Origin of the sequence: Streptomyces sp. NPDC100445 (genome assembly GCF_044759735.1) — a bacterium.
GTDB lineage: Bacteria > Actinomycetota > Actinomycetes > Streptomycetales > Streptomycetaceae > Streptomyces.
The window spans coordinates 45,402-57,856 of the sequence record NZ_JBIVZV010000004.1; the positions used below are offsets into that span (position 1 = coordinate 45,402).

A 12,455-nucleotide genomic window follows, 5' to 3' on the forward strand; every position below is an offset into this window, starting at 1 on the left:
CTTGTTCGCCTTCGGCCGGGCGCCGGCCGAGGGTCGGGTGGCGTCGGAAAGGTGGGGGGCCGCACCGGGCGGACAGCACGCGCCCGTTGATGTCGGCGTCCTTCACGCAGGGGACCGCGGGCGGCCCCCGACCCCATGCGTTCTTTCCGCTGCGGGCAGGGGGTGCCGGGGCGGTGGCCCGCGGGGGTGGGCGGCCGGTGCCGTGTCAGTGATCCTCGGGCATCTGATCATCGCGATCGGTGTCGTTCGGGCCCAGTTGTACGCAGCATTCGCCGGGCTCGGGGGCCAGGACGGCCTGGATGCCGCCGACTTCCAAGCCGGTGAGGTAGCCGCTGAGGAATGCCTGGTTCATGCCGCACACCAGCTCGGGGGCTTTTGCGGCCAGTGGATGGAACGGGCAGTTGCGCAGCCGCAGCCGGGTCGGAGCTTCCCTGACGGGTTCGTAGCCGTATCCCTCCAGCAGCCCCTCGCAGGCGGTCAGCCCCCGCTCGGGACCCAGACGCCCGGGCCGGGTCTCCTCCCGCGCCGCTTTGCCCAGCTGCCGGCCGCGCTGTCCGGCGATCCGCGTGGCCGCCTGCGTGGCGTTCTCGTCTGCCCCCTCGCTCAGGACAGCGCCCAGAAGGAGGTCGGCGAGGAGTTCGTGGCGCCGGTCGGGGATGCTCACGGTGATCTGGGCGTCGGTGGGCTCGTAGACCTTCGGCCGCCTGCCGACCTTGCGGATCCCAGCGGGCGTCTCGTAGCGGGCGCGCAGCAGGCCGGCGTCGACGAGCTTGTCGAGGTGGAAGGCGGCGAGCTTGCGGGATATGCCCACGCTGGCGGCGGCCTCGTCGCGGGTGACGGCGTGGCCGGCACGGCGGATGAAGGCGAACATGCGCCGTCGTGAGTTCTCGCTCAGGACGCTGACGGAGTCGATGGCGCTGCCGACCGCGTCGGCCGGAGCTGTCTGATCGGAAGCCACCACCCCACCGTAACCCCCATACACGTGGGCGCAAGCGTTCCTATTGCCTGATTTCCTGCTCACCTTGACGCCCACGAGCAATAAGACCAAGATTTGCTGGTGAAACTCGACGAGGAGGAGGTCACGATGACTGATGCATCACGGCTCCAGGCGAAGCGTCCGGTCAGCGCCTCGCTCGCCGGCCCCTACGGCCACCCGTTCCATCCGATCCTCGTCACGGTGCCGATCGGCGCCTGGGTGACCAGCCTCGTCTTCGACCTCGCGTCCCACCTGGTGCACCGGCCGGGGTTCTTGACCCAGGGCTCGGAGTGGCTGATCGCGGTGGGGGTGATCGGCGCCCTGCTGGCGGCCCTGGTCGGCTTCCTCGACCTGTTCGCGATCCCCGCCCGGACCCCGGCGTTTCGCACCGCCCTGGTCCACATGACGCTGAACCTGCTGGTGACAGCCGCCTACGCCCTGAACTTCCTGTGGCGCTACAGCACCTACACCGACGGGGGAAGTGTCGGCATCGGCCGACTGGTCTTGTCCGCGGTCAGTGTGGCCGCCCTGGGTGTCTCCGGGTTCCTGGGCGGCAAACTCGCCTACCGCTACGGCGTGCGGGTCGCCGATGAGAACAGCCAGGCCGAGGGATTCACACCTGACCGCAGCCCGAGGAGCGCCCGCTCCACCGTGTGACCCGGCCCGCGCACCTGCCACGGCCGCCGCTGCCCCGGCAGCCTTCGACATCGCATCACTGAGGAGTTCCCCATGGACATCGCGGCACTGATCGCCTGGGTGGTCACCGCCCTCGGCGGCTTCTACATGCTCGGCACCTGGATCCAACGCGGCGGAATCCGCCAGCAGCAATCCGGCACCAGCCGCCTGCCCGCCCCCGTCGTCTTCGGCCACTTCGCCCTGGCCGCGATCGGGCTGGTGGTGTGGATCATCTACGTCGTGGCCGACAGGAACGCCCTGGCCTGGACCGCGTTCGGTCTGCTGCTGCCGGTCGCCCTGCTGGGATTCGTGATGCTGGCCCGCTGGATCCCCGTCTACCGCGACCGCGCTGCGGCCGGGGCGGCCCCGGCCGCCGCCGGACCGGAAGCCGAAGGTACAGTCCCCGCCGAACGACACTTCCCGCTCCCGGTGGTGCTGGCGCACGGCCTGTTCGCCGTGGTCACCCTGGTCCTGGTGCTGCTCACCGCCCTGGGCATCGGTGGCAGCTGACATGACCGAACGCTTGCACCACACCACCGCCCGAATAGACGCCGCCCAGGAACCGCCGGCGCCCGCACGGCCCGCGCTGCGGGTCATCCACCAGCCCGACGAGATCGACCTGGCCGCCGCGGAAGCCGCGGCCGGCCAGTTCCTCACCGCCCTGGGCATCTCCACCGCATCGGAGAGCCTGCGCGGCACACCGGGCCGCATGGCCCGCGCGTACGCCGAACTGTTCAGCCCGCGCCCCTTCGACCTGACCACCTTCCCCAATGACGAGGGCTACGACGAACTCGTCCTGGCCCGCCGCATCCCCGTCCGATCCGTGTGCGAGCACCACCTGCTGCCCTTCGTCGGCACCGCCCACGTCGGCTACCTTCCCGGCGCCCGCATCCTGGGCCTGTCCAAACTCGCCCGCGTCGTCGAGCACTTCGCCTGCCGCCCCCAGGTCCAGGAACGCCTCACCAAACAGGTCGCCGACTGGCTGCAGACCCACCTGGAAGCCAAGGGCGTCGGCGTGGTCATCGAAGCCGAACACTCCTGCATGACCCTGCGCGGCGTCCAGGCCACCGGATCCAGCACCATGACCTCCACCCTCCTCGGCCTGCTGCGTTCCGACGCCCGCTCCCGCAGCGAATTCCTCGCCCTGACCGGTGTCACTCACTGACCCAACCGCGCCGCACTGAGCCCCGCACCACCCATGAAGGATCACAACGCATGGAAATCTGGATCAACCCAGCCTGCTCCAAGTGCAGCTCCGCCCTGTTCTTGCTCGACGCCGAAGGAGCCCAGTACACGGTCCGGCGCTACCTGGAACAGCCACCCACCACACGAGAACTCGAGCAGGTACTGAACCGGCTCGGGCTCGAGCCGTGGGACATCACCCGGCTCACAGAACCGGCAGCGACCGACCTGGGAATGGCAACGTGGACGCGGGACTCCGCCCACCGCGACCGCTGGGTCCAGGCACTGGCCACCCACCCCATCCTCATCCAACGCCCGATCATCACCGCCGACGACGGCACAGCAGCCCTCGGCCGATCCCCTGACGCCGTACGGTCAGTCCTGCGCTGACCCAGCCCGACACGATGACATCGACGGTCCCGGCCAGGCTCGTACCCGAAGCGCACTCCGACCGACCGCCGAAACCGACCGCAGACGCACGCGCGGGCCTTGCAGACAGGGGGGCCAGAATCTTCGCGACCGACGGGGAAGAGACGCACCGCGCCGCTCGCGTCCGGTGGCGTGGAAGGGTGCGAGATTCATAGGTGCCGGGGATACGACGCCTGAGGAACGGCCGGAGCGGTTGCGGGCCTCGCTGACGGGAACGTCGAAGAATCCCCAGGCGCCACGGTTGAACTGCTGTGTTTCGGGCACTCCTGGGCCGCCATCTACGCCGCCCGCCCCTCCCCCGGCCAGTAGCCGCCGGCATGCTGGCGGACGGCCACCCGATCGACACGCCCCACACCTGGGCCGGCTGCGATGCCGTGCGCCGGGCACGGCACGGACGTGGGGCCGAGCGGCGGACCCCCAAAGGCCTCCAGGCCGGACGGCCTGGCACGCCACGCGAGCAGTTCACGCTCAGCGGCTCCACGTTCTCTTCAGGCATACGGCGCTTCCCCCAGCTGTTGTCGACACGCCGGGACGAGCGCGTCGACAACAGCTGGGGGAAGCCCGCTCCCGAGGGTGCGGGTCAGAAGTCGATACAGACGGGGCCCTGGTTCACGTTCACCGCTCCGAGCTGCGTGGTGAAGTCGTTGCAGTCGAAGCCCATGTCGTCGTCACCGCCCTTGTTCTCACCGACTTCGTCGGGAGAGTCGAAGTTGACGCAGACTGGGCCCTGGTTCACGTTCACCGCTCCGAGCTGCGTGGTGAAGTCGTTGCACTGCCCGTAGGGGGCCGGCCCTTCGCCCCGCTCGGAGTAGTCGCTGGCCGCAGCGATGCCGGGACCGGCCATCACCGCGGCGGCGGCAAGAGCAACGGCCGCGAAGGTCTTACGGAAAGGCAGCATGATGGATCTCCAAGAAGAAGTGGAGGTCAGGGACACAGCAAACTCCACCAGCGACCGCCTCCACACGCATGCCGTGATACGCCACTTGGACCGCTGGAGCCCTGATGCACCCAGCAGCAGATGGTCATGCAGGAGCAGCATCCCGGAGCGCGCCTCGAAGTGGCGGAACCGCGCGGCGACCAGGCCGTGCACCGGGCGTGGGCTTGGACGTCGCAGGGTCGATGTCTATCGTCTTGTCAGTTCCGGTGAGCGCCGACCAGCCAAGTGACAGAACCGCTCAGACCCCGCGCTACAGCTTGGCTGACGAGGTGAGCGGCGATCCGGGCGGGGCTGCGGAGTCCGGCGCCCCCGCGTAGTCGGGCAGCTCCATGCCGTTGATCGCGCGCCCGACCAGCTCGGTGAACCATTCGCCAGCGAAATCGGGGCGCGGCCCGGCGTCTGGCCCGGGGATGTCGCGGCTGCGTGCGTTCAACCGGCCGATCTCCTGGTTGGCCTCCACGAACGAGCGCATCCGCGCCTCGTAGCGGGCGAACCCAGTGGCGGGGTCCCATTCGGCGGCGGCCAGCTCTCCGGCCAGCAGGTAGGCGCCGACCAGTGCCAGCCCGGTGCCCTGCCCGGACATCGGTGATGAGCTGAACGCCGCGTCCCCGAGCAGCCCCACCCGTCCGCTCGACCAGTGGTCCATCACGACCTGGGCGACCTGGTCGAGGTAGAAATCCGGGGTGTCGTCCAGGTGCGCGAGGATGTCCGGGGCCCGCCAGCCCAGGCCCGCCATCCGCTCACGCAGCAGGCGTTTCTGCGCCGCGACGTCACGGTAGTCGACGTCGAAGCCGGCGGAGGCGAAGTAGAACATGGACATCGCCCGGGTGGCGTCCTGGATGGGCCGCAGAAGGGCGGAGCGCCCGGACTCCTGGTCCTGGTACTCGAGCAGCCAGCGGTCCAGCCCGAACTCGTTGGGCACGCTGTAGAAGGCCAACACGTGCCCGAGGTGGCGGAGGAACCGCTCATGCGGCCCGAAGACCATCGCTCGCAGCGGCGAGTGCAGCCCGTCAGCCCCGACCACCAGGTCGAAGCGCCGCCGGTTGCCGCCCGCGAAAACCACGTCGACCCCGTCCGCGTCCTGGGTGAGCTCGGCGATTCGGTCGCCGAAGATGTACTCGACGCCGTCGCGGGTGTCGTCGTAGAGCAGCTGAGACAGGTCGCCGCGCAGGATCTCAATGTCCGCGATGAACCCGTCGCCACCGTCATCGTCCACGCGGAAGGTCTCCAGCACCTGCCCGTCCGCGTCCACGCTGTGCGCGCCGGCGGTGTCGGTGCACGCTGCACGGACCGCCGCGTCCAGCCCCATGCGCCTGATGACCTCTTTGGCGACCCCCCGCGCGTCCACCGCCTGCCCCCCGGGACGCAGCTCGGGAGCCCGCTCCACCACGGTCACCTCGGCCCCCCGCCGGCACAACCAGTGGGCCAGCGCGGGTCCCGCGATGCTCGCCCCCGCCACCAACACCTCGGGACCGCTCGCCCGCGTCCCCTGCTTGCCCGTCCGGATCGTGCGCTCCTGCTCGGAGTCGTTGACGCCCATCACAGCCTCCATGCACTTCCTCCCGCGCCGGAACGTTCCCAGCACAGGCCCACTCTGTCAGTGGATCCGGCAGGACCGACTGCGGATCCGCACAAAACTCATCGGTACGAAGGAGCCCAGTGCACAGTCCGGCGCTACCTGGAACAGCCACCCACCACACGAGAACTCGAGCAGGTACTGAACCGGCTCGGGCTCGAGCCGTGGGACATCACCCGGCTCACAGAACCGGCAGCGACCGACCTGGGAATGGCAACGTGGACGCGGGACTCCGCCCACCGCGACCGCTGGATCCAGGCACTGGCCACCCACCCCATCCTCATCCAACGCCTGATCATCACCGCCGACGACGGCACAGCAGCCCTCGGCCGATCCCCTGACGCCGTACGGTCAGTCCTGCGCTGACCCAGCCCGGCACGATGACATCGACGGTCCCGGCCAGGCTCGTACCCGAAGCGCACTCCGACCGACCGCCGACGTCTGCGGATTCCGACCAGCACCGCGCACCAGGCACATCGACGTGGCGCAGGTGCCGCCGTTCGACGCAGCCTCGAGACGACGGGCACGACGACGGTGCGCGGCCGGGTACGGGAGCCCAGGCGATCCGCGCGCCGCACGGCTTGGACCCGGACCCTCAGCGCGTCGGCGGCGAGACGGGCCCGTTCATACGAGGCGCGGTCCGTTTGCGGGTCAGCGGGCGCAGTACGGCTTGGTCCTCGGTGTCGCGTGGGTACAGGGCGCGCAAGTCGGCGGTCATCATCCGGCCCCGGCCGACGGGGCGGGTGTAGTCGTCGACGACCGCCTGCACGATCTGTTCGTCGGCCTACTCGACCGCGCTCACACCCCCCTCGCCCGCCTCCTCGTCGCCCTGACCGCCATCCACGCCGTCCTGCCCTCCCAGGCCTCCGCCATCCCTCTGCGCGACCTCGACCTGGCCAACGGCCGCCTGCGGCTGCCAAGCCGCACTCTCTACCTTGACTTCCTCACCGCCGAACTCCTGTGCGCCTGGCTCACCCACCGTCAGCACACCTGGCCCGCCTGCGGCAACCCTCACCTCCTCGTCAGCGCCCAGACCGCCCTCGACCCCACTGGCCCACCCGTCAGCAAGACACTTCTCCGCTACGCCATCGGCCGCACCGGGCCGTCTGCCCGCGCCCTGTGGCAAGACCGGATCCTTAACGAAGCCCGCCACAGCGCCGACCCCGTCCGCCTCATCCGCCTCTTCGCCATCGCCGACTCCACAGCCATGCGCTACGTCCAGACCGCCCACCCCGAGAAGACCGGCCGCCTGCATCCCTGACAGCCGGCGATCGTCCCGAGCCAGTCGCGCCGGGGTTGGGGGCAGAGCACGGATACTCCCTCCGTTGGTCGACAAGCCCAGGCCGCCAGGTCAGTCGAAACGCCACACCGGACCGCGTGGATCAGTGCTCAGTCCTCGAACGCCGGGCCGCTCCCGCGGCCCGGCGCCGCCCGCCTCAGCCGTTGTCCGCCGCGGTGGAAACCGCGGTGGGTGCCTGGAAGGTGGTCACGAGATACAGCCTCTCACCGTGGACGGCCAGGCACGGTGCGCCGTAGCCGGGGACGGGAAAGTGCTTGCGCGAGGAGGATTCGCCGTGAACGCCGACGTCGAGCCGTCCGAGCTTGTCGCGCAGTGCGTAGTACAGCTTGCCGTTGAAGGACGCCAGCACCGGCGGAGCGCTCATGGGGGGAGCGTAGCTGGTCATGCGCCCAACCCCGGTCCAGTTGCGACCGTCACCAGTGGCGGCGAGATACGGCTCACCGTCCATGCCGAGCATGGCCAGGTACAGGTTGCCGTCGGTGTGAGAGGTGAGCGCAACAGCGCCGGAGGTCTGCCAGCCGCCGAGCTGGACGGCCGGGTTCCACCCGTCCGTGCTGGCGTTGAACGTGGACAGGTACACCGAGCCGTCCATGGCCACGTAGGCGCAGTACAGGGTCCCGTTGTGGGAGGCGAGCGCCGGATTGAACACCGTCTCCCAGGCCGGCATGGGTCGCACCGGGGTCGTGCCGATCTCATGACGGGCCTGCCAATAGAGTTTCCCGTCGAGTCCGAGGTTGGCGTTGTAGAGCTTGTTGTCGTGGACGGCGACGGCGAGCGGCATCTGCACTTCGCGCCCCAAGAGGGTGCCGGCGGCCAGCGAGGGCGCCCGGTGAAGCTTGTGGTTCATGTCGGTGTAGAAGGCGTCGAGGCTGCCATCGAAGGAGATGGCGACCATCGGGGTACCCAGATGGGTCCCGCCCGCAGCCACGATGTCGCTACTCCAGGTTCCGGCACGGTCCACGGTTCGGTAGTTGCCCTTGACGGGGAAGGGGCGGATGGTGCCGTGCAGGTACAGGCGGTGGCGTCCGGCGCCGCCGCCGTCGAAGAGCCACGACTCCTCTCGCCCGGTGGGGGTGAAGTACTGGTGCAGTGCGTTGCAGGTAAATCCGATGGAGCGTTCGCACACCAGGTCGTCGTCGTTGGTGAGCCAGCCCAGCAGTGCGTTGATGAGTTCGCCGAGGATCGCCAGGAGGGCCAGCCAGCCGTCCGCGTTGAATTCCCGGTCCGGCGGGTTGTACGACTGTTCCTGGGAGCCGTCCGCGAGCCTCTTGGACAGATCCCGCAGGACTTCGCGCATCTTGTTGTAGAAGCCGCCGCTGCTGTCGTCAGCCTCCCAGCACTCGATGTTCAGCGATACGAAGCTGCGCACCGGGCCGTCGACCAGGTGCACCTCGAACCAGCGCTCACTGCCGGCGACGACCGAGCCCATTTCGTCGGACTTCTGTGACTTCTGCTCCTGGTGGTCGGTACCCGCGGCGATCGCCCAGTAGATCTCGTCCTTGCCGCTAGGTTCACTCGAGCGCTTCTCGCACCTGAAGTAGGACGTTCTGAGGGCCAGATACTCCGGCAGGGCGCCCATCGCCTCAGCCTGCCCGGCCGGCAGAAAGTCCTCCGGGGTGGTCAGGACACTCACGCCCCCGCCGTACTCGGCGAGCGCCTGGACGAATTCCTCACTGTCCGCCGACTCGCCCGGGGCCGCACGGGTGACGTCGACGACCGCCATGTTCGGCTGCGCGACGATCTCTGCCGTCACCGCCTCCAAGTCGGCGCGCAGGTCGGCCAGCTCGTAGCCCCTCTTCGCATCCAGCGCGTTGACCGCCGTCGGAAAGATCTCGGCTCCGCCGCGGGCGGTGCGCTGTTCAGCGAAGACGCGGCCCCAGGAAGCGACCTCCGCGTCATCCTCGGCAGCCGCCCGCAGCGCCTCCAGCAACGACGCCTCCAACTCGGTCGGCTCCAGACCCTGATCGAAGCGGGCCGCCGCGTGCAGCGCCGCACCCAGCAGCAGGTTCTGCCCCCTGCTCAGACCACGCCGGCGTGCCGACCGCGACTGCGCCCGCGCTCCCTTAAATCCCTGCACTGTCTCGCGTACGAGGTCCAACCGCTCCGCAGCAGTCCGGATCTCCGCCATCAACCCACATCCTGTCCCGTCACCACCCCCACACCAGGGCAACCCACGCCAGTTAGGGGGCCGCAGACAGTAATGATCAAGAGCGAGAAACCGGCCACACGCAATCAAGCCGCACGATCCGGCCAGCCAGAACGGCGGGAGACCGGCACAACAGCACGGCGCCCACCTCCGCGCACACTCCCCGAATCCCCTTGGCCCGGACCGGTCTCGCCGGCGAAGACGACACCGGCCGCCGACGGAGGTACGCCGTAGCCGGATCGGCAGCGTTCCCCGGTTCGAGTCCGGGGCGGGCACTCCACTGCACAACGACGACCAGGCGGTGACACATGATCCCCTGCATTGAGCGCAGCCACAGGGCCACGGGGCGTGGCAGGTGCGGAACTCCCGACAAGGCGCGCCAGGACCGCCAGCCGGTTCGGGCTCGCCGTCCACGCGGTAGGCGACGAGCTGCCCGGTTTGATGCTGCGGCACGGCTCCGCCCGCGAGAGCAGGGAGCGGCTCGGCCTGGTCCTTGGGCGGCTTCCCCGCGAGCGGGGTGGACCTGGACCATGTCCGCCCACTGCCCCTCGGTGGCGAGGACATAGACAGCAACGCTTCAAGCAACGTGGAACAGTTGTTGACGAGAGTGCGCGACCGGTCGGGGTGTGAGGGTGGTGACCGCCGGGGTCCCGGCGGTCACCAAGGCGTTGGCGTTGGCGAGGTCGGCCAGGGCTTTGGATGCCTGGGCCAGGAACTTGCCCGCGACGATCTAGTCGCTACTGGCCGTTCCGATCCTTCGCGAAGACCGGCCAGTGCCATGGATCAGGCCGTCACCTCTTAGGCACCTCAAGATCCACCGTGCCAAACGAGCCGCTTAGGTCGACCGACGACCCAATCACCATGATCCTGCTCGCCGGATCGATGGTGGTTCCGGTCGGCGGGGTGAGGGTGGCGACGGCCGGGGTGCCGGCGGTCACCAGAGCGTAGGCGTGGGCGAGGTCGGCCAGGGCTTTGGATGCCTGCCCCGGGAGCTTGTCCGCAACGATCCGGGCTTCGGCACCGATGGCCTGCAGCAGGATGTCCCGGGTGTCGGTGGCGGCGGGGACCTCGGTCACGCTGATCACGGTCGGGATCTGCTGGATCCCCTCGTCGGCAGCAGTGGTGGTGAGTTCTTCTCCGTTGCTGGTCACAGGTACTCCTGATACTCGTCTGCGGACGTCCCTGCCACGCTAGATCGACCTGAGCACGCCCTGCCCTGCATTGATCAACTTGTCGAGAATCAGCCACCGGCTTGGCTGGCGAACATCGCACCCGGCCTCCGTGCTCTATCCCCGGTGTCCCGAGCTGACCGCCCGTGTGACGTTGCCGGGACATGGCTCCGGCCCGGTACGGGCATTGGACGGCTCGTACCGGGGCGGGGGTTAGCGGACCGGGCTCGTGCGGTCAGGCCTCTCCCGCTGCACTCAGGCTCATTCGGTATACCTCCGTGCCGTCCTCAGACAGCGTGGCCTGCTCCGCTCCGCCATCGAGGAGTTCCTTCCAGACTTCGCCGATCCAGGCTTCCGCATCCCCCCGAGTGGTGAAGTCCTCTGGCTCTACCGCCGGGGACGTCTCGCTCCCGTTGGCCTTCTCGAACCGCCATACCCACACCATCTACGTCTCCTCAACACGCGGTAGTTGGGGCTCTCACCCTCTGCGTGACCTTGCCACACCGCAGCGCTCGTGACACCCCTCGCAGGAAGTGATCCCCTCGCCCCGACGACCCCGCCGCCCCCCGAACCGTCGACTACCTGCGCTTGGGTGGCCAGCTGAAGGAATGTGCCAACGGGACCGAGAAGCACCTACTCCAAGCGGGAAACAGCACAGGAACCCGTGGACTGGGTCGAACCCGGAGGCAGTTGAGCCTTCGCCACAAGTCAGCGTGCGAGTTCAGACACCTAAGGTCCCAAGATTCTACGAACCCGCGCGCTTCCTTCGTACTTGTCCCTCGATACGGCGCAGTCGTTTGAGCACGTCTTCTTTGTGAGTGCTGTAGCCAGCCACGGTGTCCTCCTGCGCTGCCGTTGACGTGCGCAGCGGGGTTGCTTCTCGCCTGCTCGTAGGTGGGAGGGGTTGGGTGGCGGGGAAATCTGGTCCGGTTCCGCGCTGGTGAGTGAATCAACCATAGCGGCGTACCCCCTGCCCGTATGTTCGCAGGTGTTGTGGCTCGTAGCCAGGTGCTGGCCTGGTCGCCCTGAGAGGGAGGGGCGACGGTCAGTGCTTGTGGTCGCCGTGTTCTTGGGTGTCTGCCGTCTTCGGTGCGGCGGTCTTGTCGGTCTGCACGGTGAAGGCGGCGGTGTGGACGGTGCCGTGGTGCTTGAAGTCCAGGAAGAGGCGGTAGGTGCCCGCGCTGGGTGCGGTGGCGGTGAAGGCGATGCCGGGGCCGGGCTTGGTGGTGCCGTCGCCGGGTTCACCGTTGGGGTGGACGTGGAGGTAAGCGAGGTCGCCGGAGCGCAGAGCGACCAGGTGGCCGTAGGCGCCGAGGTAGGGCTGCAGGTCGGTGATCGGGTGGCCGTTGCGGCTGACGCTGAGGGTGATCTCGGCCGCCGAACCGGGGGTCAGCTTGCCGTCGAAGGTGACGGTGTAGCCGTCGACGGTGGTGGCGGCGGTCGGCTTGGGCATGGCGGGGGCCTGGTAGGTCCCGGAGGCTGCGAGGTCGGCACCCAGCGTGATCCCCGGGGCGCCTTCGGCGGCCGGCGTGAAGTCGGCGAGGACGCGGTAGGAGCCGGCGTTCGGCAGGGTGACGGGAGTGCTCCAGGTTCCGTTCGTCGCCCGAGTGGGGTGCAGGTGTCGGTAGGTGATCAGGTCTCGTGAGGCGAGGATGAGGTGCAGTTCCTTGTCGTGCTCACGACGGTAGGAGGTGACCTGTCGCCGCTGCTGGTCGCGGATGGCGAAGCGGAGCTCGCTTTTTTCTCCTGCGGTGACGCGGGGGGTCTTCAGATCGAGGGTGTATCCGGCTTGGGAGATCTGCAGACCTGCGGGCGTCGCGTCCGCGTGGCCGTCGCCATGGCCGGCGGACATCCCGTTGTGGGCGGCGTGGCGGGTCGCCGGATGCGGGTCCTGACGGATGGGGTCGGCTGCCGCGCCAACACCGTACGCGGCAGTGAAGGTCACCGCGGCGGCGGCAGCGAAAGCAGTGATCTTTACGCCGGTGTTCATGAGAGTGCCCCTTTTCTCTGCGGGTCGCACCGTCCGGTCCGAGCACCCGCGACTATATACCCCCGTGGGGTATAC

12 protein-coding genes and 2 pseudogenes are annotated in these 12,455 nt (G+C 68.9%); 6 read left to right on the forward strand and 8 right to left on the reverse strand.

Annotated elements, in window-relative coordinates; all coding sequences use genetic code 11:
* Positions 1-205: 205 nt before the first annotated feature.
* Entirely contained in the window at positions 206-958 is a 753-nt protein-coding gene (locus ACIQVT_RS11935; protein WP_403751037.1) for a helix-turn-helix transcriptional regulator, read from the reverse strand.
* A 126-nt stretch (positions 959-1,084) separates the two neighbouring features.
* Here ACIQVT_RS11935 and ACIQVT_RS11940 point away from each other — a divergent pair, with 126 nt between their 5' ends.
* From ACIQVT_RS11940 to ACIQVT_RS11955, 4 genes are all read left to right on the forward strand, one after another.
* A complete protein-coding gene (locus tag ACIQVT_RS11940) occupies positions 1,085-1,633 on the forward strand; it encodes a DUF2231 domain-containing protein (protein WP_403751039.1) in 549 nt (182 codons plus the stop codon).
* A gap of 72 nt (positions 1,634-1,705) precedes the next feature.
* On the forward strand, positions 1,706-2,161 hold the full coding sequence (locus ACIQVT_RS11945; protein ID WP_403751041.1) for a hypothetical protein: 456 nt from the start codon (positions 1,706-1,708) through the stop codon (positions 2,159-2,161).
* Position 2,162: 1 nt separating this feature from the next.
* On the forward strand, positions 2,163-2,816 hold the full coding sequence (gene folE, locus ACIQVT_RS11950) for a GTP cyclohydrolase I FolE (RefSeq protein WP_403751043.1): 654 nt from the start codon (positions 2,163-2,165) through the stop codon (positions 2,814-2,816).
* 50 nt (positions 2,817-2,866) lie between these two features.
* Entirely contained in the window at positions 2,867-3,223 is a 357-nt protein-coding gene (locus ACIQVT_RS11955) for an ArsC/Spx/MgsR family protein (protein ID WP_403751045.1), read from the forward strand.
* Positions 3,224-3,842: 619 nt separating this feature from the next.
* Here ACIQVT_RS11955 and ACIQVT_RS11960 read toward each other — a convergent pair.
* Both ACIQVT_RS11960 and ACIQVT_RS11965 read right to left on the reverse strand, forming a co-directional pair.
* Positions 3,843-4,160 carry a hypothetical protein gene (locus tag ACIQVT_RS11960; protein WP_403751046.1) on the reverse strand — a complete coding sequence of 106 codons (318 nt, stop codon included), beginning with the start codon at positions 4,158-4,160 and terminating at the stop codon, positions 3,843-3,845.
* A 289-nt stretch (positions 4,161-4,449) separates the two neighbouring features.
* Complete coding sequence (locus ACIQVT_RS11965; protein WP_403751048.1) at positions 4,450-5,751, reverse strand: FAD-dependent monooxygenase; 1,302 nt, start codon at positions 5,749-5,751, stop codon at positions 4,450-4,452.
* Positions 5,752-5,847: 96 nt separating this feature from the next.
* On the opposite strand from ACIQVT_RS11965, the pseudogene ACIQVT_RS11970 reads away from it, so the two are divergent.
* Positions 5,848-6,141 (forward strand): annotated as a pseudogene (locus tag ACIQVT_RS11970) (arsenate reductase family protein); the annotation flags it as partial.
* A 143-nt stretch (positions 6,142-6,284) separates the two neighbouring features.
* Here the strand turns inward: ACIQVT_RS11970 and ACIQVT_RS11975 are convergent.
* Positions 6,285-6,556: pseudogene (locus ACIQVT_RS11975) on the reverse strand (conjugal transfer protein TraA); the annotation flags it as partial.
* Here ACIQVT_RS11975 and ACIQVT_RS11980 point away from each other — a divergent pair.
* Positions 6,446-7,036: a hypothetical protein gene (locus ACIQVT_RS11980; protein WP_403751050.1), complete on the forward strand. Its 591-nt coding sequence runs from the start codon at positions 6,446-6,448 to the stop codon at positions 7,034-7,036. The pseudogene ACIQVT_RS11975 and the gene ACIQVT_RS11980 overlap by 111 nt on opposite strands.
* 175 nt (positions 7,037-7,211) lie before the next feature.
* Here the strand turns inward: ACIQVT_RS11980 and ACIQVT_RS11985 are convergent, their stop codons facing one another.
* From ACIQVT_RS11985 to ACIQVT_RS12000, 4 genes are all read right to left on the reverse strand, one after another.
* Positions 7,212-9,203 carry a hypothetical protein gene (locus ACIQVT_RS11985; protein WP_403751052.1) on the reverse strand — a complete coding sequence of 664 codons (1,992 nt, stop codon included), beginning with the start codon at positions 9,201-9,203 and terminating at the stop codon, positions 7,212-7,214.
* A gap of 809 nt (positions 9,204-10,012) precedes the next feature.
* Positions 10,013-10,372 (reverse strand): hypothetical protein, encoded by a 360-nt coding sequence (locus tag ACIQVT_RS11990; RefSeq protein WP_403751054.1) that lies wholly within the window; start codon positions 10,370-10,372, stop codon positions 10,013-10,015.
* A 253-nt stretch (positions 10,373-10,625) separates the two neighbouring features.
* On the reverse strand, positions 10,626-10,835 hold the full coding sequence (locus tag ACIQVT_RS11995; protein ID WP_403751056.1) for a hypothetical protein: 210 nt from the start codon (positions 10,833-10,835) through the stop codon (positions 10,626-10,628).
* Between the two features lie 600 nt (positions 10,836-11,435).
* The gene (locus tag ACIQVT_RS12000; protein WP_403751058.1) at positions 11,436-12,380 is read right to left on the reverse strand and encodes a hypothetical protein; all 945 of its coding nucleotides are present in this window, start codon (positions 12,378-12,380) and stop codon (positions 11,436-11,438) included.
* Positions 12,381-12,455: the final 75 nt, after the last annotated feature.

What these genes read in the sequence shown, in the direction of transcription:
- ACIQVT_RS11940 (WP_403751039.1), top strand. Translation starts at nt 1,085, where the DNA reads ATGACTGATGCATCACGGCTCCAGGCGAAGCGTCCGGTCAGCGCCTCG.
- ACIQVT_RS11955 (WP_403751045.1), top strand. Translation starts at nt 2,867, where the DNA reads ATGGAAATCTGGATCAACCCAGCCTGCTCCAAGTGCAGCTCCGCCCTG.
- ACIQVT_RS11960 (WP_403751046.1), bottom strand. Translation starts at nt 4,160, where the DNA reads ATGCTGCCTTTCCGTAAGACCTTCGCGGCCGTTGCTCTTGCCGCCGCC.
- ACIQVT_RS11965 (WP_403751048.1), bottom strand. Translation starts at nt 5,751, where the DNA reads ATGGAGGCTGTGATGGGCGTCAACGACTCCGAGCAGGAGCGCACGATC.
- folE (WP_403751043.1), top strand. Translation starts at nt 2,163, where the DNA reads ATGACCGAACGCTTGCACCACACCACCGCCCGAATAGACGCCGCCCAG.
- ACIQVT_RS11945 (WP_403751041.1), top strand. Translation starts at nt 1,706, where the DNA reads ATGGACATCGCGGCACTGATCGCCTGGGTGGTCACCGCCCTCGGCGGC.
- ACIQVT_RS11985 (WP_403751052.1), bottom strand. Translation starts at nt 9,203, where the DNA reads ATGGCGGAGATCCGGACTGCTGCGGAGCGGTTGGACCTCGTACGCGAG.
- ACIQVT_RS12000 (WP_403751058.1), bottom strand. Translation starts at nt 12,380, where the DNA reads ATGAACACCGGCGTAAAGATCACTGCTTTCGCTGCCGCCGCCGCGGTG.
- ACIQVT_RS11995 (WP_403751056.1), bottom strand. Translation starts at nt 10,835, where the DNA reads ATGGTGTGGGTATGGCGGTTCGAGAAGGCCAACGGGAGCGAGACGTCC.